The sequence below is a fragment of the Pseudarthrobacter phenanthrenivorans Sphe3 genome (assembly GCF_000189535.1).
In the GTDB taxonomy this organism is placed as follows: domain Bacteria; phylum Actinomycetota; class Actinomycetes; order Actinomycetales; family Micrococcaceae; genus Arthrobacter; species Arthrobacter phenanthrenivorans.
In genome coordinates, this window is the sequence record NC_015145.1 from 3,686,990 (window position 1) to 3,708,963 (window position 21,974).

Annotated in this window: 15 protein-coding genes and 1 pseudogene; 3 read left to right on the plus strand and 13 right to left on the minus strand. The window is 62.6% G+C overall.

Annotated features, from left to right (window positions below; all coding sequences use genetic code 11):
- Nucleotides 1-247: 247 nt before the first annotated feature.
- Nucleotides 248-466: pseudogene (locus ASPHE3_RS22960) on the minus strand (hypothetical protein); the annotation flags it as partial.
- An 83-nt stretch (nt 467-549) separates the two neighbouring features.
- On the opposite strand from ASPHE3_RS22960, the gene istA reads away from it, so the two are divergent.
- Nucleotides 550-1,758 carry an IS21 family transposase gene (gene istA / locus ASPHE3_RS17130; RefSeq protein WP_041652583.1) on the plus strand — a complete coding sequence of 403 codons (1,209 nt, stop codon included), beginning with the start codon at nt 550-552 and terminating at the stop codon, nt 1,756-1,758.
- Nucleotides 1,758-2,546 (plus strand): IS21-like element helper ATPase IstB, encoded by a 789-nt coding sequence (gene istB / locus ASPHE3_RS17135; protein WP_013600137.1) that lies wholly within the window; start codon nt 1,758-1,760, stop codon nt 2,544-2,546. The genes istA and istB overlap by 1 nt, the downstream gene beginning before the upstream one ends.
- Before the next feature lie 40 nt (nt 2,547-2,586).
- Here the strand turns inward: istB and ASPHE3_RS17140 are convergent, their stop codons facing one another.
- The 12 genes from ASPHE3_RS17140 to ASPHE3_RS17195 form a co-directional block, all read right to left on the minus strand.
- A complete protein-coding gene (locus ASPHE3_RS17140) occupies nt 2,587-5,181 on the minus strand; it encodes a TrlF family AAA-like ATPase (RefSeq protein WP_013602459.1) in 2,595 nt (864 codons plus the stop codon).
- Nucleotides 5,182-5,419: 238 nt separating this feature from the next.
- A complete protein-coding gene (locus tag ASPHE3_RS17145; protein WP_013602460.1) occupies nt 5,420-7,438 on the minus strand; it encodes an ABC transporter ATP-binding protein in 2,019 nt (672 codons plus the stop codon).
- Complete coding sequence (locus ASPHE3_RS17150; RefSeq protein ID WP_013602461.1) at nt 7,435-9,168, minus strand: ABC transporter ATP-binding protein; 1,734 nt, start codon at nt 9,166-9,168, stop codon at nt 7,435-7,437. The genes ASPHE3_RS17145 and ASPHE3_RS17150 overlap by 4 nt, the downstream gene beginning before the upstream one ends.
- Nucleotides 9,169-9,375: 207 nt before the next feature.
- Nucleotides 9,376-10,467, minus strand: a complete 1,092-nt coding sequence (locus tag ASPHE3_RS17155) for a nitrilase-related carbon-nitrogen hydrolase (RefSeq protein ID WP_013602462.1) — start codon at nt 10,465-10,467, stop codon at nt 9,376-9,378.
- Nucleotides 10,468-10,646: 179 nt separating this feature from the next.
- A complete protein-coding gene (locus ASPHE3_RS17160) occupies nt 10,647-11,639 on the minus strand; it encodes a LacI family DNA-binding transcriptional regulator (RefSeq protein ID WP_013602463.1) in 993 nt (330 codons plus the stop codon).
- Between the two features lie 149 nt (nt 11,640-11,788).
- On the minus strand, nt 11,789-12,502 hold the full coding sequence (locus tag ASPHE3_RS17165; protein WP_013602464.1) for a gluconate 2-dehydrogenase subunit 3 family protein: 714 nt from the start codon (nt 12,500-12,502) through the stop codon (nt 11,789-11,791).
- A gap of 38 nt (nt 12,503-12,540) precedes the next feature.
- Nucleotides 12,541-14,193 carry a GMC family oxidoreductase gene (locus ASPHE3_RS17170; RefSeq protein ID WP_013602465.1) on the minus strand — a complete coding sequence of 551 codons (1,653 nt, stop codon included), beginning with the start codon at nt 14,191-14,193 and terminating at the stop codon, nt 12,541-12,543.
- 42 nt (nt 14,194-14,235) lie between these two features.
- Entirely contained in the window at nt 14,236-15,186 is a 951-nt protein-coding gene (locus tag ASPHE3_RS17175) for an aldo/keto reductase (RefSeq protein WP_013602466.1), read from the minus strand.
- A 46-nt stretch (nt 15,187-15,232) separates the two neighbouring features.
- Complete coding sequence (locus ASPHE3_RS17180; protein WP_246084678.1) at nt 15,233-16,171, minus strand: ABC transporter permease; 939 nt, start codon at nt 16,169-16,171, stop codon at nt 15,233-15,235.
- A 175-nt stretch (nt 16,172-16,346) separates the two neighbouring features.
- On the minus strand, nt 16,347-17,930 hold the full coding sequence (locus ASPHE3_RS17185) for a sugar ABC transporter ATP-binding protein (protein WP_246084679.1): 1,584 nt from the start codon (nt 17,928-17,930) through the stop codon (nt 16,347-16,349).
- Between the two features lie 60 nt (nt 17,931-17,990).
- Nucleotides 17,991-19,082 (minus strand): sugar ABC transporter substrate-binding protein, encoded by a 1,092-nt coding sequence (locus tag ASPHE3_RS17190; RefSeq protein ID WP_013602469.1) that lies wholly within the window; start codon nt 19,080-19,082, stop codon nt 17,991-17,993.
- Nucleotides 19,083-19,399: 317 nt separating this feature from the next.
- The gene (locus ASPHE3_RS17195) at nt 19,400-20,605 is read right to left on the minus strand and encodes an ROK family protein (protein WP_013602470.1); all 1,206 of its coding nucleotides are present in this window, start codon (nt 20,603-20,605) and stop codon (nt 19,400-19,402) included.
- Nucleotides 20,606-20,694: 89 nt separating this feature from the next.
- Here ASPHE3_RS17195 and ASPHE3_RS17200 point away from each other — a divergent pair, with 89 nt between their 5' ends.
- A complete protein-coding gene (locus ASPHE3_RS17200) occupies nt 20,695-21,972 on the plus strand; it encodes an ABC transporter substrate-binding protein (protein WP_013602471.1) in 1,278 nt (425 codons plus the stop codon).
- Nucleotides 21,973-21,974 lie beyond the last annotated feature (2 nt).

Consider the following 21,974-nt stretch of genomic DNA (forward strand, 5'->3'; position numbering starts at 1 on the left):
AAAAGGAATCTCCTCAAGACTTCTATTGGAGTAGGCTGGCAACCAAAAGGAGGGCAGTAACCCAGCAGTTATGCAACGACTCCTTCAGAACAGGCCCTCACGAATCTCGTCCATAAGGCAACAAGCATTCATCCCCCTCTCCGGTCGGTAATCAAAACACCAGCCGAGCCTGTACATCTACCAAGACAATCGCGGCATTGATCGAGATAGTGGGCAGCAGCGAGTCTGACGCTGAACATTCTCCCCTTCACCATCCCGACCGTTGGCCCATCAGCCGCTTATAACGAGCCTCGAAAGCTGGTTCACCACCTTCCATGATCAGGCATATGGCTCGTTTAATTTCAGCCCTTTGAATTGATCCATGCGATTCAATGTCCGGGATCGTCCCATGGCGCAATACTGTTACATGCTCGGCGTCGGCATTTACAACGACGTTGGCATTGTGAGTGACGACTATTACCTGTCGTTGTCGGTGACGGTCGAAAACTGAGCCATAGTGACGGTTGAAAACTGAGCCACCCGTTCCAAACGATTGGGTGGGTGATCACAGTGGAGGATTGGGCGCTTATTCGGCGGTTGCATCTTGCCGAGGGTGAGTCGATGAGGTCGATAGCGGCGCGGCTGGGTATTTCCCGGAACACCGTTGCGAAAGCGGTCAGCGCCGACGGTCCGCCGACTTATGTGCGTGCGCCGCAGGACTCCGGGATCAAGACGGTGGAACCGGCCATCCGTGCGCTGCTGAGGGAGAATCCGCGGATTCCAGCGACGGTGCTGGCGGAGCGTGTGGGCTGGTCCGGGTCTCCGGCGTGGTTCCGGGAGAACGTGGCCAGGATTCGGCCGGAGTTTGCTCCAGCGGATCCCGCGGACCGGATCAGTTACGAACCGGGCGATCAGGCGCAGTGCGATTTGTGGTTCCCGGAGGTGCGGATACCGGTCGGGTCCGAGAAGCCAAGGGTTCTGCCGGTGCTGGTTATGGTGTCCTCGCACTCACGGTTCATCATGGCCCGGATGATCCCGTCGCGGATGACCGGGGATTTGCTGGCCGGGATGTGGGAGCTGATCGGATCCCTGGGCGCGGTGCCTCGGCGGCTGATCTGGGACAACGAAACCGGCATCGGGCGGCGGAACAGTTACGCCGCCGGCGTTGCGGCGTTCGCCGGGGTCCTCGCGACCAGGATCGTGCAGGTCAAACCCTACGATCCGGAGAGCAAGGGCGTGGTGGAGCGGGCCAACCAGTTCCTGGAAACCTCGTTCCTGCCCGGCCGGACCTTCGCCTCACCGGAGGATTTCAACGCCCAGCTCAGCCAGTGGCTGCCCAAGGCGAACAACCGGATGGTCCGACGGACCGGTGCCCGGCCTGCGGAGCTGATCCGACAGGACAAAGCGGCGATGCTGGGGCTGCCGCCGGTTCCGCCCGTGACCGGATTCGCCACCAGGGTCAGGCTGCCGCGGGACTACTACGTCCGGATGGGATCCAACGACTACTCCGTGCACCCGCAGGCGATCGGCAGGTTCGTCGACGTCACGGCGGACCTGGAAACGGTCACCATCAGCCTGGACGGCCGCTGCGTCGGATGCCATCCCCGGTCCTGGGGCGCCGGCCTGACGGTCACTGATTCGGACCACGTCGAGGCTGCCCGGACGATGCGTAAAGCCTTCCAAAACCCTGCACCTCCAACGGATACGGCGGGGCTGCGGGACCTGGCTGACTACGACCGGGCGTTCGGTGTCGTGCTCGATGATGGGCAGGTCGCGTGATGGCTGAAGCGAAGGAAATTGCTGGGCAGATCGAGTACTACTCCCGGGCGATGAAGGCGCCACGGATCCGGGAAGCGGCAGCCAGGCTCGCGGATCAGGCCCGCGAGGCCGGCTGGACCCATGAGGAATACCTCGCCGCGGTCCTGTCCCGGGAAGTCGCCGCCAGAGAAGCCTCCGGAGCCGAGATGCGTGCCCGGGCTGCCGGGTTCCCTGCCCGCAAATCCCTCGAGGACTTCAGCTTCGACCATCAGCCCGGCCTCAAACGCGACACCATCGCGCACCTGGCCACCGGTGCGTTCCTCACCGAAGCCTCCAACATCGTCCTGCTCGGCCCGCCCGGAACCGGGAAAACCCATCTCGCGACCGGGCTGGGGCTGCGGGCCACCCAGCTGGGACACCGGGTCCTGTTCGCGACTGCCATCGACTGGGTCGCCCGACTTCAGGCTGCGCATCAGAGTGCGCGGCTGCCGCAGGAACTGGTCAGGCTGCGCCGCTACGGGCTGATCATCGTCGATGAAGTCGGCTACATTCCATTCGAACAGGATGCCGCGAACCTGTTCTTCCAGCTCGTCTCCTCACGCTACGAGCACGCCTCGCTGATCCTGACCTCGAACCTGCCATTCGCCCGCTGGGGAGACGTGTTCGGCGACCAGGTTGTCGCCTCCGCCATGATCGACCGCATCGTCCACCACGCCGAAGTCGTCACCCTCAAAGGCTCCAGCTACCGACTCAAACATGCACAGACGGAATCGCTGCCCTCGACAAGACCGGAAAATACGGCAGAATAACCAACGTCAACGTGGCTCACTTTTCAACCCACGAAATGGCTCAGTTTTCGACCGTCGCTGACAGTCGTCCCGTCTTGATGCGCTTGAGTGTTGTAACCACAAGGTCGTAAATAAGCTTGTTGTCCAGATCATCTTCTGGCTGGTCCAGCAGCAGGGGATCGTTACTCAGCTGCAGGACGACTGCGAGTAGCGCTGCCGTCTTTTCGCCTGGGGAACCTTGATCAATCTCGCGAAGACCGCCGGTTCCGTCCTGCCGGTATCGGACCCTAAGCCGGTCTTCAGGAAACCAGAGGTCGACTTCTGTCTGGTAGGCGTGTTCGTCGATCGATTTCAAATGCGCGAAGAACCTCTGATCGACGACAACCGTTGAGTGATTTTTTAACAATGGTGCGTCGACCCCGTGTGCGCGAAGCTCCTTGAGAATCTTCTTGAGTTCGAGAACTCGTGAGTCGCGTTTCGGTTTGTATGGATGATCGAGCACTAACGGCAAACCGTTCTCACCGAAAAGGAGATCGAACGACGTTGACTTCTGAACTAAGCGGCGCAGGTCCGTCTCAAGCATGGAGTCATCCGCTTGGGCAAGTACCTGGAGCTTAAGGTCATCACCACTCAAGGCATCGGCGAGCGCAATTCGACGTGCCGTCAAGTCTGCGCGATGTTTGGTGATGGTCTCTAGTGTCTCGGATGCTTCTCCTTTGAGCCGCTCAAGTTTCGTCTTGGCTTTCCCAATAGCAGCAAGCGCCGCTTCCCGTTCGCTCTTCGCCTGAAGCAGTCGCGTGTTGGCTTCGTTTGGGTCTAGAAGGTGCCCTGCGCCTGCGTCGGCTTCATCCGCGTCTTCGTTTACGGGATTGAGGAGCAGATTCAGCTCCTCAATGCGCTGGCGGCGAGGTGACTTAACCGCCACTGTTTCCCAAGTTTTTCTGGAATTGTGAAGCAATTTAGCTGCCGCGACAAGGGCAGCATAAGCTTTTTGGATGTCCGACCGACGGGTCTGCTCCTCTTCCCATACGTCACTCTTTGCTGATCCTTCACCATCCACCTTGTCTTCGGACTGAAGATCGCTGTACTCCTCGACCATAGCCGCGACCGTGTGCTCAAGGCGTACTGCAATGGATTCACTTCGGGCAGTCTCCTGCTCCTCTTGCATGAGGCGATCAAGCTCATGGGTTTCGGGAGAGTCCCTCAGCTTTGAGACGTGCTCAAGTTCGACGAGCACGTCAGAGAGCTCCCCCTTGAGTCGATCCTCAGAGGCGATCTTGATTTTGAGTTCGTTGATCTCGGATCGCTGAGTACGGTATTGCCCACAGAGTTCATCGAAGGTCTCTTTCCACGTGACGTATCCGATGGAAGGCTGATCATCAATAGCCTTCAGTAGGCTCTGCGCATCGCGAGCAGTCTCGTAAATCTGCTTTTGGCTGTTGATCAACAGCGCAAAGCGGTCACGGGGCATTCCGCCCTCCGACTTCCACTCTCCCTCGTGCAAAACTTCGATGGTGGGATTATCTGGTTCTTTACCCTGCCACAGGACGCGGTACTGGCGCCCAAGCCTCGCGAGGTGGACTTCTACACGAGTATCTTGGTCCCAGAACCGAGAAGTCGCCTTTCGGCCTGGTAGCGGCGAAAAATACTCACCATCGCTCTGTAGCTCCATTGGCAAATCAGAGAAACGTCCCATGGCGAGCCTGACAAGCTCAATGATGGTGGATTTTCCGACCCCACGTCCACCAATGACTGTGTTCATCCAAGGGCCGAATCGGTAGCATGCGCGGGCACTACCTTTTTCTACGACCACGCACTCAATAACAGTATGCGAATAGTCGTTTGGGTCGGGATCTCCTATCTTGGCCGGCACTACCGACTGATCTCCGTCCGAGAGTGCAAGCTTAATGCCGAATAGGTTTGGTTCTTCCATTTTGACCCACGTGAAGTGACTTCCGGGGTACTTGGGCTCCACTCCTTCCGGGCATGCTGCATCATCGAGATGATGAGCATCGGATCCTAGGACTTTGACCCAGCCCCGATTGGCGGCTTTACGGGCGCCCTCTTCAGTCATAACTTCTACTGCCACAATATGCTTTGACTGTTCAAGATCATCTTGGTTTCGCAGGTCGTGACCGAAGAGGCCCTTTGTCACGTCTGCGTGGGCAGGGACAGCCAAACCGTCCTTCTTGATGATCTCTTCTACTACTTGAGCAAAGGACATCCTAGTGGTGCCTAGGCTACTGCCCCGTTCGGCTGAGTATCCGCATACGTGCAGAAGGCCGTTTATGTCATCGCTTGGGGTATCAACGTCGAAAACTCCCAAAAGATGGTATCCGCCGTCAACAGTGAATTCGACGCCGCTGAACAAAACTAGATCCCGGTAATCCTCGACTTCCTCCTCCCGCATCACAGCGAGTTCGGTTCGTGCTTTGTCGATACCCTCGTGTGTGTTGTGATCCGTTATGACGACGCCGTCGACCCCATTCTTCATATACGCGAGAAGCCAGTCACGGTAAGACGTGGGGGCAGCGGCACGCTTGCCTTCTTCGGCTCCAAAATCGAAGGAAGCAGGACTGTGGGCGTGGAAATCAACCTTCCACCACTTAGCACCAGGGTTTACAGGCTTAGACGCGGATGATGGTGATGTCGCCACCGGGACACTCCTACCGGTGACGACGTCACCTATTACTTACTACGACTCATACTTGGCTTCGCCATTGTCCTATCAACGCCGGGCAGGCTCTAGCCGACACGCGGTCTCAGTCAAGTTGGCAGTGTTGCCACCGTTCACTAGCTTCCAATGACCGTCCAGTGTCCTTTCAGAAGCAAACGAACTTTCATTGCCTTCATACTCTAAATAGCATTCTTGCCCTATGTATTCGCGGTTCAGGTCAAACCTCCGCCACCGGCGCTGCGAACTGGGCCTCGTACAACCGCGCGTACGCCCCGCCGGCAGCCAGCAGTGTGGCGTGCGTGCCCTGCTCTACGATCTGGCCGGCTTCCATCACCAAGATGAGATCGGCGTCGCGGATGGTGGACAGGCGGTGCGCGATGACAAAAGAAGTCCGGTCGCTTCGCAAAGCACTCATCGCCTTCTGCACCAGCACCTCAGTCCGGGTATCCACGGAGGACGTCGCCTCGTCCAGGATCAGCACCGAGGGCCGTGCCAGGAATGCCCGGGCGATCGTGAGCAGCTGCTTCTCCCCCGCGGACACGTTGGCGCCCTCGTCGTCCAGCACGGTGTCATACCCGTCGGGCAGCGACCGCACGAACCGGTCCACGTACGTCGCCCGCGCAGCCTCCAGGATCTCGTTCTCAGAAGCCGAAGGCCGCCCGTACGCGATGTTGTCCCGGATGGTCCCGCCGAACAGCCACGTATCCTGCAGCACCATTCCCAGCCGCGAGCGCAGGTCGCGTCTCGGCACCGAGGTGACGTCCACGCCGTCGAGCGTTATCCGCCCCGCCTCCAACTCGTAGAACCGCATCATCAGGTTCACCAGCGTCGTCTTCCCCGCCCCGGTCGGCCCGACAATCGCCACCGTCTGCCCCGGCTCCGCCACCAAGGACAACGAAGAAATCAACGGCTTGTCCGGCGAATACGAGAACGACACATCCTCAAACACCAGCCGCCCCCGCCCAAACACCGGCCCGGCAGACGGCGCCGGCTCCACAGACTCCTCAGATTCATCCAGCAGCTCAAACACCCGCTCCGCCGACGCCACCCCGGACTGCAGCACGTTCGCCATGGACCCCAGCTGCGCCAGCGGCATGGTGAACTGCCGCGAGTACTGGATAAAGGCCTGTACGTCGCCCAGCTGCATCGCCCCGGACGCCACCTGCAGCCCGCCCACCACCGCGATCCCCACGTACACCAGGTTCCCGATGAACGTCATGGCCGGCATGATCAGCCCGGAAATGAACTGCGCCCCGAAGCTCGCCTCGTACAGCTCCGCGTTCTTCTGCCGGAACCGCTCCTCCACCTCGCGCTGCCGGCCGAACACCTTCACCAGCGCATGCCCGGTGTACGTCTCCTCGATCTGCCCATTTAACTCACCTGTGTTCTTCCACTGCGCCACAAACAGCTTCTGCGAGCGCTTGGCGATCAGCGCCGTGATCCCCAGCGTGAGCGGAATGGTCACCAGCGCGATCAGCGCCAGCGTGGGAGACAGGATCACCATCATCACCAGCACACCGAGCACCGTCAGCACGGACGTGACCGCCTGGCTGATGGTCTGCTGCAGGCTTTGGGAGATGTTGTCCACATCGTTCGTCACCCGGCTCAGCAGCTCGCCGCGCTGGATCGAATCGAAATACCGCAGCGGCAGCCGGTGGATCTTCGCCTCGATCTCCCCGCGCAGCCCGAACACCGTCCGCTGCACCACCCCGTTCAGCACATACGCCTGCACCCACATAAACGCCGAGGACAGCACATACAGCACCAGCGCCCACGTCAGCACGTTCCCCAGCGCGGCGAAGTCGATCCCCTGCCCCGGCACCAGGTCCATGGCGCTGAGCATGTCCGCGCGCTGCCCCTCCCCCGACGCCCGCAACTGCGCGATCAGCTGCTCCTTGCTCACCCCGGCCGGCAGCTCCCGGGACACCACCCCGGCAAAAATCAGGTTGGTGCCCTCCCCCAGCAGCCGCGGCCCGGTCACCGAGAGCGCCACCCCGGCCACCGCCGTCACGAACACCAGCAGCAGCCACGCCCGCTCCGGCCGCAGCTTCCCCAGCAGCCGCTTGGCCGACGGCCAGAAGTTCATCGCCTTCTCCGCCGGGACGTTCATCCCCGCGAACGGCCCGCCGCGTCCCGGCCCGCCCATCGGACGGGGAATGCGTACGACGGCGGCGCCGCCGGTCGCAGAGGCGGGTGCGGCTTTGGTGCCGGGTGCTGGAGAGGGCTGGCGGCTCATACCGTCTCCTCCGCCGCCAGCTGGGAGCTGACGATCTCGCGGTACGTCTCCGACGTCTCCAGCAGCTCACTGTGCGTTCCGCGCCCCACGATCCTGCCGCCGTCGAGCACCAGGATCTGGTCCGCGTCCACGATGCTGGAGACGCGCTGGGCGATGATCACCAGCGTGGCGCCGGCGGTGCTGCGCTTGAGGGCCTGGCGGAGGCGGGCGTCGGTGCCGGTGTCCAGCGAGGAGAACGAATCGTCGAAGATGTAGAGCTCGGGCCGCTTCACCAGGGCCCGGGCGATGGCCAGCCGCTGCCGCTGCCCGCCGGAGACGTTGGTGCCGCCCTGGCTGATGGGAGCGTCCAGGCCTTCGTCCATCCGCTCCACGAAGTCCCGGGCCTGGGCGATCTCCAGCGCGGTCCAGAGCTCGTCCTCGGTGGCGTCCGGCTTGCCGTAGAGCAGGTTGCTGCGCACGGTGCCGCTGAACAGGTAGGGCCGCTGCGGGACCAGGCCGATGTGCCCCCAGAGCAGGTCCGGGTGCAGCTCGCGCACGTCCACGCCGTCCATCCTTACGGCCCCGCTGGTGGCGTCGAACAGCCGGGGCATGAGGTTCACCAGGGTGGTCTTGCCGGACCCGGTGCTGCCGATGATCGCCGTCGTCTGCCCCGCCCTTGCGGTGAAGCTGATGCCGGAAAGGACGGGCTGGTCGGCACCCGGGTAGGCGAATCCGACGTCGCGCATTTGCAGCTCGCCGCGGCGCACTTCGCTGCTGAGGGGGTTCCGTGGCGGGCGGACGCTCGACTCAGTGCGCAGCACCTCGCCGATCCGGTCCGCGGAGACGGCGGCGCGCGGGATCATCACGGCCATGAACGTGGCCATCATGACGGACATCAGGATCTGGATCAGGTAGCTCAGGAACGCGATGAGCGTGCCCACCTGCATGGAGCCGTCCTGGATGCGGAACGAGCCGAACCAGATCACGGCCACGCTGGAGACGTTCAGCACCAGCATCACCACCGGGAACGCGAGCGCCATCAGCCGGCCGGCGCGGAGGGCGGTGTCCGTGACGTCGTCGTTGGCCTGGGCGAAGCGCGCGGTCTCGATGTCCTCGCGGACGAACGCGCGGACCACGCGGATGCCGGTGAGCTGCTCGCGGAGGACGCGGTTCACGGTGTCGATCCGCTTCTGCATCTTGCGGAACAGCGGCACCATCCGGGCGGTGAGCAGGCCGACGGCGACCAGCAGCACCGGGACCGCGACGGCGATCAGCCAGGACAGCTGGACGTCCTGCCGCACCGCCATGATTACGCCGCCGATACTAAGCATGGGTGCGGTGACCAGCATGGTGGCGGACATGAGGACCAGCTGCTGGACCTGCTGGACGTCGTTGGTGGACCTGGTGATCAGGCTGGGGGCGCCGAACCTGGTGACCTCCTGCTCGGAGAACTCCCCCACGCGTTTGAAGATGGCGCCGCGCAGGTCCCGGCCCACGCCCATGGCCGCCTTCGCCGCGAAGTACACCGCGATCACGGCACAGACGATCTGCAGCAGGGTGATTCCCAGCATCACGCCGCCCAGGCTGAGGATGTAGCCGATGTTGGCCTTGGCCACGCCCTCGTCGATGATGTCCGCGTTCAGGGTGGGCAGGTACAGGGACGCGATGGACTGCGCCAGCTGGAAAATGACGACGGCGGCCAGCAGCGTGCGGTGCGGCCGCAGGTATTCAACAAGCAGTTTCCAGAGCATGGGCGGCTCCTGACACAGTGTCCGCAAGGGGTGGTGCGAAGGTCAGTTTACGTCCGGCGGGTGGGAACGGGGGCGGCCTTGTGGAGGAGAAGTTGGTCGGGTTCTCGGACAGCGTATTCGGCCGCTCCGTGGGAAGGCGCCTTCACCAGACCCAGGACACGAATCGGCCGGGGTGCGCGATGAGCACACCCCGGCCAACCCCCCAATCTAGGCCTTGTAACCCGAAGGCGGCGTGAGGACCCCGCGCTCGATGAGTTTCTCGATATTGCCAGCCCGGGTCGAGTCTTCCCGGGCCAGCCAGTCCTCACCGGGAGGTGCGTCGAGGTACTGGTTCTTGGGGTAGATCGGGTTGTCGTAAATAACCCTGTACTGCTCGGTGCGCAGGTCCTTGAACTGGTTGAACAGGCCGTTCGCCATCCGGGCCCGGCGGAGCGCCTCGATGTCGATCGTGGTGCAGACGAACGAGTCACCCGACGTCCAGCCCTGCTGCTTGGTCAGGATCTGGCCCCTCGGACCGACGATCATGGACTGACCACCAAACAGGTCCTGCATGCTCCCGTCCTCACGGACTTCAGGCCCCAGGTTCGGAGCAACGACATACGCCGAATTGAACATGGCGTGCGCCCGGTTCTGCAGTTCCCACATGCCGTTCTGCACAGCCGGCTCGATCAGGGTGCCCCGGATAATGATCTCGGCACCGTTCATCGCCAGCCCACGCGGCACCTCGGGGTAGACACCCTCGTGGCAGATGGCGTAGCCGATGTTGCCGATCTCGGTCTTGGCGACAGGGAAAATGGCGTCCATCGGATTGCCATTGCCCTTCTTTTCAATCCACTCGTCCCACACGTCGTGCGGGTTCATGTTGCCAAGCATGCCGCCCTCATAGGCATCACTGGTGGCCTTGTAACGCTTGTAGATAATGTCGCCCTGCGGATCGATGATAAAGGCGACATTGAAGTGGCGGTCCGGGAAGTCCTCATCCTTCACCATGTACAACTCAGCAGCAATATAGGTATTGAGCTCCACGGCCTTCTTTGCCAGCTCGTCCGTCTCCGGCCCAGGAATCGTAACGGCAAAGTGCCGCTCCTTTTCGCGGTTACCCGGCGTGTTGGCGATCATGCCCTGGATTGCCATTTCGGGCAGGACAACCAGCTTGACCGGAGAGCCTTCCCACGCCCCGACCATAACTGCCGTGTCAATGAATTCATTGATGCGCTTAACGTTAGCAACGCCGTCACCGGGATTCTTCACATTGATTGTCCGCGGCGAAACCGCAACAACTACAAATGGATCAACCATTATCTTTTCTCTCTTTTCTCTTCTTTGAGTATCTGAGTTAGCGCTAACTCACAATATTCCGGTTAGGTAGGGAATTGCAAGACCCGGAGGTCTTTGGTTTTTAGGAGTAAGGCAAAAGCCGTTGGGGTCTGATGGCTTTGAGTTCCGCCCCAAGTGGGTGCAGGCAGGCGCGGTTGGCGTCAGCTCTGGCTATGTGGCGCCGCTGTGGTGTCGCGGAGTATGAGGCGCGGTTCCAGCAGGGGGATGTCTCCCTCCGCCTCCTCCTTGATCATGGCCAGGATGCGGCTCACAGCGATGTGGCCGATCGCTTCGAAGTCCAGCTTTACCGTTGTGAGTGCCGGCCGGAAGAAGGGTGCTTCCTTGACGTCGTCGAATCCCACAACGCTGACGTCGCCCGGTACGTTGCGTCCGGCGTCGTCCATGGCCTTGATTACTCCGAGGGCGAAGGGGTCGTTGGCGGCAAAGACCGCCGTGACGTCCTTCCTGGCGGCGAGTTCACGTCCCACGCGATATCCCTCCGCCGCCGACCAGTCGACCGTTGCGAGTGGCGTCGGAACGATGCGCCCAGCCGCCCCCAGTTCCTCCGCCCATCCCTGGACCCGGGCAGATGTTGCCATCCAACCGGGAGGGCCTTGAACATGCCACACTGTTTCGTGCCCGAGGTCCAGCAAGTGGCGCACCACCATGCGGGCACCTCGCACCTCGTCAACGGAAACGCTCGTCGGGCTCGGGTGCGATCCTTGCTGGAAGGTCACCACCGGGACACCGATGTCGAGGTCCTCAAGGACCGTGATCGCATCCAACAGGGGCGCAAGCACGATCACGCCGTCAACCGTGTCCGAATTGATGGATTCAAAGGCTGCCCGGATGTCCCGGCGCTCGAGACTGGCAAGGGTGACTAAACGCGTCGCATAGCCATGTTGCCGGGCTTCCTCGGAAATACCGTACAGGGCCACGGTTGGGCCCAGGACCGACAGTTCGAAGCTGACAACACCGATCGTCATGGTCCTGTTGCTGGCGAGCGCCGCGGCTGCGGGATTCCGGCGGTACCGGAGTTGCGCAATTGCGTGCTCAACGCGTTGCCGGATGTCCGGATCCACGTTGGTCGCTCCCCTGACAACCCGTGAGACCGTCTGCTGGGACACCCCGGCGAGCCGGGCAACATCGGACATCCGGGGAGCCTTTGACCTGGAGGCCAACCGCTCCCCGCGCCCATTAGTGTTTCGCGCTTCTGAGGGTGCGGGAGTCGTGGACACCACTCCATTATCCCCGGCTTCCCTTGAGGAGTTCCGGAATGCGCGGCCGGTCGGCGCGCCAGCTGTCACGGGCGTCTGTACCGCAGGACCTCGGGATGCTGGTCGTACGGCCACTCCGCCCCCTCCACCATGTACTTGCGGGTCGTGTAGCTGCCGTCCATGGTTGAGGCCAGCGACGGAGGTCCGTCGAAGCCGATGACACCCCAGCCGACGCGGTTCTCGTTGCCGCCATACACGGGGTCGCCGTAAAAACCCTGGCGGGTGTTGAGCACCAGCAGTGGGAAGAACTCCAGGAAGTCCTCGTTAACCGGTTGGTTTCCGGCGGGCGCGCCGCCAAGACCAACCTCGGAGTGCTCCAGTGAGAATGCGTTTGGCTTGGCCGTGCCCGACAGCGTCTCGAGCACCGCGTCTTGCTCCTCTTCCGTAAGTTCGAGGAACTCCACGTCCGCACGCTCTTTCGCCAGCCGGTCCAACTCCAGGACGCCCTCGCGGTAAAACTCCCGGCGCTGCTTGATACGGTCCTGCCATGCGGCCTCATCGCGGCCTTCCATCCGGAGGAACCCGTTGCCGTCCGCAGCTGGGAAGATGAACTGCGTTCCCGCAAGCATACGGTCAATGAAGCGCACCACTTTGGCCTCGCGCGCACCGGGATGGTGATCGGTGGGGATAATCCGGGCCGACGCCGCTTCGATGGTATTCCACTCGTGCTCGGTGAAAAAGACCGGCCCGTCGACGTCCCGTGTTGAGATGGGCACCGTAGCCCATTCAGCCTGTCCCATATGACATCTGTCCTTTCGTGTCCTGTATGAAGTGCGAATCAGTTTTCGGACCAGCCATGGCGGTCCACCTGGAGGATGCGGTCAGAGCACCGCCAGGCGTTCGCCATGATCGTCAGGGCCGGGTTGATGCCTGTCGCCGTCGGGAAGAAACTCGCGTCAAAGACGTAGAGGTTTGGTACCTCGTGCGAGCGGCACCAGCGGTCCACGACGGACGTCGCCGCATCATTGCCCATACGGGCGGTGCCCAGTTCATGTGAAGTATTGCCCGTGATTCGTTCCATGTTGACCGGAATGACCTTCTTGGCCCCCGCGGCCTCGAGGATTTCCCCGTTCTTGGCGACCTGCCAGCGTTCCTGGGCAAAGTCATTGGAGTGAGGCGTGTGGGTAATACGGGCTACCGGCAGACCCCATGCGTCCTTTACGTTGGGGTCAAGGTCCACCCGGTTGTCCTCTACTGGCAGGTCGTGCAGGAGGACTCCGATTTTCATGCTGTGGTTGAAAAACTCGCGGTCAGCGTCCTTGGCCGACTGACCCCAGGTAGGCCGGCCTGGGAAGCTCCAGTTCACCGGGTGGCCGATCATTGACGGGAAAATCAGTGAACCGAGGATGTGGCCCCGGCTCTCGTCCGTCTCGTAGAAGTCGAATGAACACAGGCTCATGTAGTGGCCCGCCCACCCGTAAAGCGGGTCGCTGACCTCACGGTCGAACAGGCCGACCGAGAATGAGTACTGATGGAAGGTGGCGTTCTTTCCCACCATGCCGTTGCCGTTGCCGAGTCCGTCAGGGAAGAGCCCTGACTTCGACATGAGGAGCAGGCGTGGGGTTTCGATGCCGCCGCCACAGACGATCACGGCTTTCGCGTGCTGGACGAACTCGTCGCCGTCCTCGTCCTGGTAGCGGACACCGGTGGCTCGGCCGTCCTTGCCGACAAGGATCTCGCTGACATAGGAGTCGGAGCGGAGGTCGTAGCGCCCGGTGGCAACCGCGTCAGGAATGAAGCTGATCAGCGTGGATGACTTGCCGTTCCCCGGATCCGGGTACTGCTGCCAGAAGCCGTTCTCACTGAATGGCTGACGTCCCCGGTAGGGTTCGGTGACCATGCCCTGCGGCATGGGGAACGTGCTGTGCCCGAGCTTTGACATCGCGGTGGAGAAGGTCCGCCCAATCTGGCTCAGCGGTGACGGCTTGGTGGGGTAGCCGCGGCTGCGCCATGCTTCCCACTTGTTAGCCCCGGCAAGACCCGAGGTGCCGAATTCCCACTCAACGCGTGTGTAGTACGGTTCCAGTTCGTCATAGGAGATGGGCCAGTCGACCAGGCTCGCGCCCGGAACATCGCCGTGCAGGCTGCGCAGCTTGAAATCGCTCTCCGCCATGCGCGGAACCATGCCGCCCCAGTGAGTGGTGCCGCCGCCGACGACCTGCGGCGTGGCGGAAAAGTTGGTGATTTCCGCTTCAACCTTGTCGTTTGGGCGGTAGGTCCGCGGTTTGATCTTCGGATCCTGCCAGATGAAGTTCCGGTTGAGGAACTTGAGCTCATCCCCTGAGGCGTGCTCGGGCTTGAGCCAGGGCCCACGCTCGAGGCCTACCACCTTCAGGCCGGCCTCCGACAGCACCTTTGCCGCGGTTGCCCCGCCGGCGCCTGCACCGACGATGACCACATCTACCGGCTCAGGCTGCTTCTTCCTGGTCATTGCTTCATTTCCTTTCGTAAATTCCTGCTACCCGCCCGGCAGTCAGACCGTCACGGCTTCGATGCCGTTCCGGCCTTCGCGTGCAAGGGGCAGGAGCTGGTCCCAGAGTTCCTGGGGGATGTCGTGGTTGAGCAGGCGGAGGGTCTCCTCGACCCGGCTCGGCTGGGACATTCCGACGATGGTGGATGCCACGCGCTCATCACGCACCGAGAATTGCAGGGCAGCTGCGGCGAGCGGGACGCCATGCTGCCTGCACAGTTCTTCCATGCGCAGGACCCTGTCGAGCGTCGCCTGGTCCACCGGTGCGTAGCAGTACCGCGGGACGGCCCTCGGTCCCTTGACGAGCATTCCGCCGCCGAACGGGGCGGCGTTGACGAAGGCGACTCCACGGCGGGCCGCATCCTCCAGGAGCGGCTCGGCGGTCTGTTCAACCAGGGTGTAGCGGTTGTGGCTGATGACGGCGTCGAATGCGTCCGTCGCCAGGTACTGCAGCTCCAGGTCGATCGGTCCCCCGGCTACGCCCAGATACTGGATAACACCCTGGTCCCGCAGATCGATGAGGGCTTCCAGCGGCCCTCCCTTGGCCACCCCCTCCTCAAAGGAGATCTTCTCGGGGTCGTGCAGGTAGACGAGCTGGAGTTTGTCCAGGCCGAGGCGCTCAAGGCTCTCCTCGACGGACCGGCGGACGCGGTCGCCGGAGAAGTCGGCGCTTCCGGGAAGCGGGTCGACCTTCGTGGCGACGACGTATCCATCGGGGGTGCCGCCGCGCTCGGCGATGGCACGGCCAATCCGCTCTTCACTTGCACCCCCGCCGTACTCATTCGACGTATCAATGAAGGTAAAGGGCCCGTCGAAGACGCGGTGGATAGTGGCGACGGCGGTGTCTTCATCGACCTCGTAACCGTATTGGGCGGGAAAGCTGCCGAGCGCACTGGTGCCGACACAGATATCGGAGACGGACAGGCCGGTGCGGCCGAAGGGGCGAATGGACATGGTTCCTGCTTTCTGGAGCTGAATGGGAAAGACGATGGGTCGGCGGTCAGGCGGCGCGGGTGCGCGGGAAATGTTTCGAGAAGAATCCGGAGATCCTCTGGACGCCTCCTGCGCTGGAGAGGAAAACGGCGAGGATGATGACTGCGCCCTTGATGACAAGCTGCGGCTCGGAGGAGATCCCCACGAGGTTCATGATGTTGATGATGGTGGTAAGGATGAACACCCCGATCACCGCGTTCAGGGGGTCACCCTTTCCGCCCATGAGGGAGGCGCCGCCGACGACGACGGCCGCGATGGCGTCGAGCTCGTAACCTACGCCGATGAGCGAGCTTCCCTGCCGCAGCTGGGAGGCGGCGATGAGGCCTGCAAGCCCGGCGAGCACGCCCGAGATGGTGTAGGTGATGATCAGGTTCCTCGCGACCGGCAGGCCCGAAAGCCTTGAGGCTTCAGGGTTGCCGCCAATCGCATAGAGTGAGCGGCCGAACGTCGTGTATTTGGCCACCAGGGCCGCGATTACGGCCACAATGATGAAGATCAGGACGGGGTTGCGGATGCCGAGGAAGCTGCCGCGGGAGAAGGTCTCAATGATCCACTGGTCCTTGATCTCGATCAGGCTTGTTGACTGGATGATGTAGCTGAAGCCCTTGACGGCGCTCATCATGGCGAGCGTCGCTATGAACGGGGGAATGTTCAGCCAAACGACCAGGATGCCGTTGATCAGTCCAGCCGCAGCACAGCAGGCAAGCACGAAAACGACGGAGGCGCCGGCGGGCATCCCGGCCTGCAAGGTCAGTGCCGTAATAACCGTGGACATGGCGAGGATCGAGCCTACGGAGAGGTCAATTCCGCCCGTCAGGATGACAAAGTATTGGCCGATCGCCAACACGACGACGATCGAGGCGGCCGTGATCACGTTCTCGGCATTGCGGAACGTCAGGAAGTCGTCGGAGACGTAATAGCCCACTGCGATGATCGCGAGAAGCACGAGGATAAGGTAGCTCTTTGGCAGGGCACGGAGGGCGCTGCCCCCCAGTCGGGAGCGGATACTGGCTGATGGCGATGGGGAGGGGGAGGGAGAGGGGGCGCCACTCGTTGGCGGCGGGGACGACAAGGTCCGGGACATGGTTGTACTCCTGAATAGAAACTGATTAAGGGGGCCGTCAGGCGAAGCGCTCGAGGATGGCGTTGCCGGAGGGGTCGATGTCGTCATGGTCGAGTTCGGCGACGACTTTGCCGCGGGCCATCACGAGGACGCGATCGCACATCATCGCCTCGGTGATCTCCGAGCTCGCCACCACGACGGTTCCTCCGGCCTGCGCGAACTCACGGATGAGCTCGTACATGTCTTCCTTCGCCCCGACGTCCACGCCGCGGGTTGGTTCATCGCATACGAGGATGCGTGACTGGCGGACAAGCCAGCGGGCCAGGATGGCCTTCTGCTGGGTTCCCCCGCTCAGCGTCTTGAGTGGCTGGTGTACTCCGGATACCTTCATGCCGAGCCGGGCCACCATGTCCCCGGCCACAGTGCGTTCCCGCCGGGACTGGATCACGCTGAGCCGGCTGAATTGCGGCAGGCTGGCCAGCGTGATGTTGCCTGCGACCCCCATGTCCGGGATGAATCCTGCTGCCTTCCGGTCCTGTGGCAGCAAGCCGATCCCCCGACGGATCGCGTCGCGGGGGGCGCGGAAGTCCACTGTTTTCCCGTCGACGCGGATCTCGCCGGACGTCCGCCTCCGCGCACCGGCGATGAGGCCGGCCAGTTCTGACTGGCCACTGCCGATCAGCCCCGAGATGCCGAGCACCTCACCTTCACGCAGCTCGAACGTCACGTTTTCCACGTACCCCTGCTCGGAGAGGTCGCGGGCAGAGAGGATGACGCTCTCCCGGGGACCGGACCCAAGGCTGGGCGAGCGTTCCCCGCGGAGGGCCGCATCGGCGATGGACCCTTCGAGGCTTTTCCCGACCATTGCCGTGACGACGTCGGCGGGCTTGGAGTCTGCCGTTTTCAGGTCCGCCGCGTTCACGCCATCGCGCAACACGGTAACGGCGTCGCAGAGCGAAAACAGTTCGTCCATGCGGTGCGAAATGTACAGCAGTGTCACGCCCTGCTCCGACAGGGAGCGGAGGACGGTGAACAGTCGCTCGACATCGGGCAGGGGCAACGTGGAGGTGGGTTCGTCCAGGAGCAGGACCCGGGCGTCCTTGTGCAGGGCCTTGGCCAGCTCCACAGCTTGTTGCTCCGCTGTGGAGTAACTGCCGACCGGGCGGCGGACATCGAGATGGAAGCCCACGCGGTCCAGAGCGGTCCGGGCTTCGGCCTGCATACGCTGCCAGTCAACGGAGGCCCCTGCCCGTCGGGGCAACTGGCCGAGGAAGATGTTCTCTGCCACCGAGAGGGACGGCACGAGCGAGAGTTCCTGGTAGATGGTGTGGATCCCGGCGCGCTGGGCGTCCATGGGGTCACGGAAACGCTGCAGCTCACCGCCAAGGCGTATGGTGCCGTTATCCGGGGACTCGGCTCCGGAGAGGATTTTTACCAGCGTCGACTTGCCTGCGCCGTTCTGTCCAGCGAGGGCATGGATGGATCCACGGGCGACGCTGAAGCTGACTCCCTTCAGCGCCTGCACGCCAGGATAGGACTTGGTGACGCCGTCGAGCCGCAACTCCGAAGCGCCGTCGTGGGTGTCTCGTGCCGTCTCCGCCGCTGCGGTGGAAGGCGAGACCGGGTTATGGGCGAGCATCATGCTCCTTATATAGGGCTTCTGGGTGGATCGACGGCCTCGGGGCAGCGCCGGCCAGGGAGCTCAGTCTTTTGCGCGGACGTAGGTGTCCGTGGGGACGTAGTAGTCAGGCGCTTCGGCAGGCGTGATCACCGTAGTGTCGATGTAGTTGGTCTTGTCCGCGCACTGGGACTGGTCGCCGTTGAAGGCGGCAAGTGCCATCCGCACTGCGGCGGCTCCCTGGTCCCACGGCTGGTTGGACGCATCAGCCTGCAGCGGCCCCTTCGGGTCGTCAACCATTTCCTTGATGGCCCCCATGCCGCCGTCGTAGCTGGCCATGAGGATCCCGTCGCCCCAGAGACCGGCCTGCTGCAGGCCCTGGACAATGCCGCCGTGCATGACGTCGCTCATGCTGTAGATGACCTTGAGGTCCGGGTTGGCGGTGGCCACGTCCCGGATCGGGGCGAGAGCCTTATCGGGCTTCCATTCCCCGTACTTCGTGTCGAGCTTTACGGTGGTGACCCCGGGGTGCTTGTCCATGACGCGGTTCCATCCGGTCATGAAGCCGTTAAACCGGAGATCGCTCAGCACATCTCCCGGGAAGCCGCCAATGCCGACGATCTTGATCTGGCCCTGGTCACCGTACTTCTCCAGCGCCTTCTGAGCCAGGGATTCACCCGCAAGTGAGCCGGTGTGCTCCTGGTCCTCGGCAACGTAGCAGAACATGTCCGGGACCAGGGACTTGTCCAGGCTTGAGTTGACGGTAACGACGGGTATGCCGGCATCCTTCAGGGCCTGGACCGACGGTCCGAGGCCCAGCGGGTCGTTAGGGTTCATTACCACTACGTCCACGCCCTTGGTGATGAGGGTCTGCACGTCGGCGTTCTGCCGGACGGTATCACCGTTTGCGTCAAGCAGCTCGATCCGTGCCCCGACCTTTCCGGCCTCGGCCTGGCCGCCCTCAACGAGGGTTTTCCACCAGTCGCTGCCACTGATGCCGCGCTGGCTCCAGCCGATGACAAGCCCCTTGCCGCTTGCCTTCTCCTCCGCATTGTCCGCGACGGCGCCACCCTTGCATCCGGACAGCCCAAGCATTGCGACTGTCAGGACAGAAGCGCACAGAGCCGCCTTGCCAAATCTTTTGTTACGACGAATTCCAGTTGCAGTTCTCTGCATGAACAACACTCCCTTGTGTTCGTGATCACCCCACCTTTGGGGCTGTGTGAGCTAACTTACATGGTGAGTTAGCGCACTATCAAGAGGTTTTGAAAGTTTCCTTGAAGTTGCGAATCATGCTGAAAGTTCGGCCACCGAATGGCGAAAACAAAGGGAAGTAAGAAAGGTGGCCTGCTATGGCAAATCAGTAAGGGTACTGATTTATCGCTAACTCAAAGCATTTTTGAGCGGGAGCGGATGCCTCTTGCGGCTGGCTGTGCTTCGGGCAGCCGGCCCCCTTCGTCCTCCACGCGGAAGCGCGGAACTGGACCTAAGGGTCAGGACCGGGCGGCCCGCGGAAGGAACACGTGAGGTTCACGTTTGATGTGCGTCAGCGCGGACTCGATGGCGCCCTTGACCACCACCTCGGCACCGAATGTGCTCGCAACGAGTTCCGGGAGCGGCAAACCGGTATCGGTAGGAAGCAGCTTGCGTGCGTGCTCGAGGACGGGTTCGATGGCCCGTGAAATGCCGCCCGCGATGACAACGCGCTCAATGTCCAGGAGGCTCGAGAGCACAACGGCGATCCGCGCCAACCGGGCGCCGAGCCGGGCAATGATGTCCTCTGCAAACGGATCCCCCTCCCGGGCTGCCTGGAACACATCCTCCGCATTCACCTCCCCTTCGGGCAGTTCCCTCAGTACAGTCTTCCCCTCGTAGGAATGAATGCGGGAACGTGCCCACTTCCGCGCAAGAGCCCCGAACCCGTCCGTGACTCCTTCGTCAGGTACGAACTTGCCGGCTGTCAGCATGTCGAGGAACCGCATCTCCCCAGCGCCGCCCCGGGGGCCCCGCAGCAAGCGTCCGTCCACGATCAGGCCCGCGCCAAACCGCTCGCCTGTCAGCAGCGTTGCCTGGTTGGCTGACGGCTCGTGGGCGAGTTCGGCAATAGCGGCCAGATTAGCGTCATTTTCGACGGCGACCATGCCGTGCAGATGCGAGGCAAAACCGGAATTCATCAGATCCCAGAAGTCACCTTCAGGGGACTGTCCGTTGGCATCCACAGGCGCTGGAATGCCGACGACGGTGAGCAGGACGTCATCGAGGGTACGGCCGGCGTCATGGAGGGCCAGGCGGATCAGCTCATGTGCAGCTGCACTGCGACCTGCCCGTCCCACCGCATGCGAATCAATGTTCCGGCGGCGCGTACCCAACTCGCGCCCCCGGAGATCCGCGACGATGGTTGTGAGGTGGGATTCGCCTGCGTCCAGCCCAACAACAACACCGGCGGCCTCGCGCAATTGGTAGCGGCGTGCCGGCCTCCCCTTCAGCGTGCCGCCGCTGGCCTGGCCGTCACCCGCTTCCTCCAGCCACCCGGCGTCGACCAGGCCATCGCAGACGCCGAGAACGGTGGCACGGGTCAGCCCCGTCACGGCCATGGCCTCTCCCGCCGTGAACACGTGTTCCTCAAGGGCAAAGCGCACCAATGCATCGGAGTTGATCTGCCGCAACAGCTGCGTTGAGCTCGCGGTCGTCTGAACCATTCCTTGACGATAGCGCGTCTATGGCCCATCCTCGTATAGGACCTAAATATAAGATCCAAATAAAAATGATGCGAGACCCCTAGGAGCCGATGTTGCCACCTTTGACGTCCCAAAGGACGCCAGTCTCCCGACGCACTTTTCTCGCCGTTGCCGGGAGCGCGCTGACCGCTTTCGGCTTGGCCGGGTGCGCTCCGGGAGGTGAACGTCCCACCGTCACGTTCCACCAGTCGAAACCAGAAGCAGTGCCGTATTTCCGCGACCTCGCGGCGAAATACACCGCTTCGCAGGACCGGGTCCGCGTCCTGCACGATATGGCCACCAACCTTTCCGCCAGCTTTGTCCGCAGCAGCCCGCCGGATCTCGGTTGCCTGAACTACAACCTTGAGATGGCCCGGTTCATGGAGCGAGGCGCACTGTCTGACCTCTCCGACCTTCCGGAGGCGGCCTCCATCCGGGACGATGTCCTGGACCTCACGAACTGGTACCCCACCTACCCGGGCCGGACGAGCGTCATCCCCTACTCGGTGATGGCCGCCTCCGTCATCTACAACCGCCGCATCTTCGAACAGAACGGGCTAACTGTCCCCACAACCTGGGACGAACTGATCAACGTCTGCGAGGTGCTCAACGCGGCGGGCATCACTCCCATCTACGGCACCTTCCGCGACCCCTGGACCATCGCGCAGGGCCTGTTCGACTACACCGTGGGCGGCATGGTCAATGTGCGCGACTTCTACAGGAAGATGCACGAGATCGGCGCGGACGTCGGACCGGACTCCGAAGTGTCGTTCCAGAAAACGTTGCTTGAGCCGGTACAGCGCATGGTCCAGCTGACCACCTACGTCAACGCCGATGCACCGAGCCGCGGCTACGGGGACGGCAACACCGCCATGGCGCAGGGGCAGGCGGCCATGTACTTCCAGGGGCCGTGGGCCTTCGGCGAGATTGAAAAGGCCGGCACCGACCTGGATCTCGGCACGTTCCCGCTGCCCATGACCAGCGACCCCGGCGACCTGAAGGTCCGCGTCAACGTCGACCTGTCGCTCTGGGTTCCCGAAGTCGCCAACGCCCAGGAGGGGGCCAGGGAGTTCCTTCAATACCTGATGCAGCCGGAGATCCAGAACCCCTACAACGCCGAATTCCTGGGATTCGGAACCACCAAGAACGCCCCGGCGGTGACAGACCCCCGGATCGCTGAGATGCAGAAGTACTACGACGAGGGCCGCTTCTATATGGGTGCCTCCCAGTTCATTCCGAACTCGATTCCCGCCCCCAACTATTTCCAGTCGATCATCGGTGGCGCCGACGCCGAGGCCACGCTGCGCCGCCTTGATGCCGACTGGGCGCGCCTGGCTTTCCGCGCGTGATC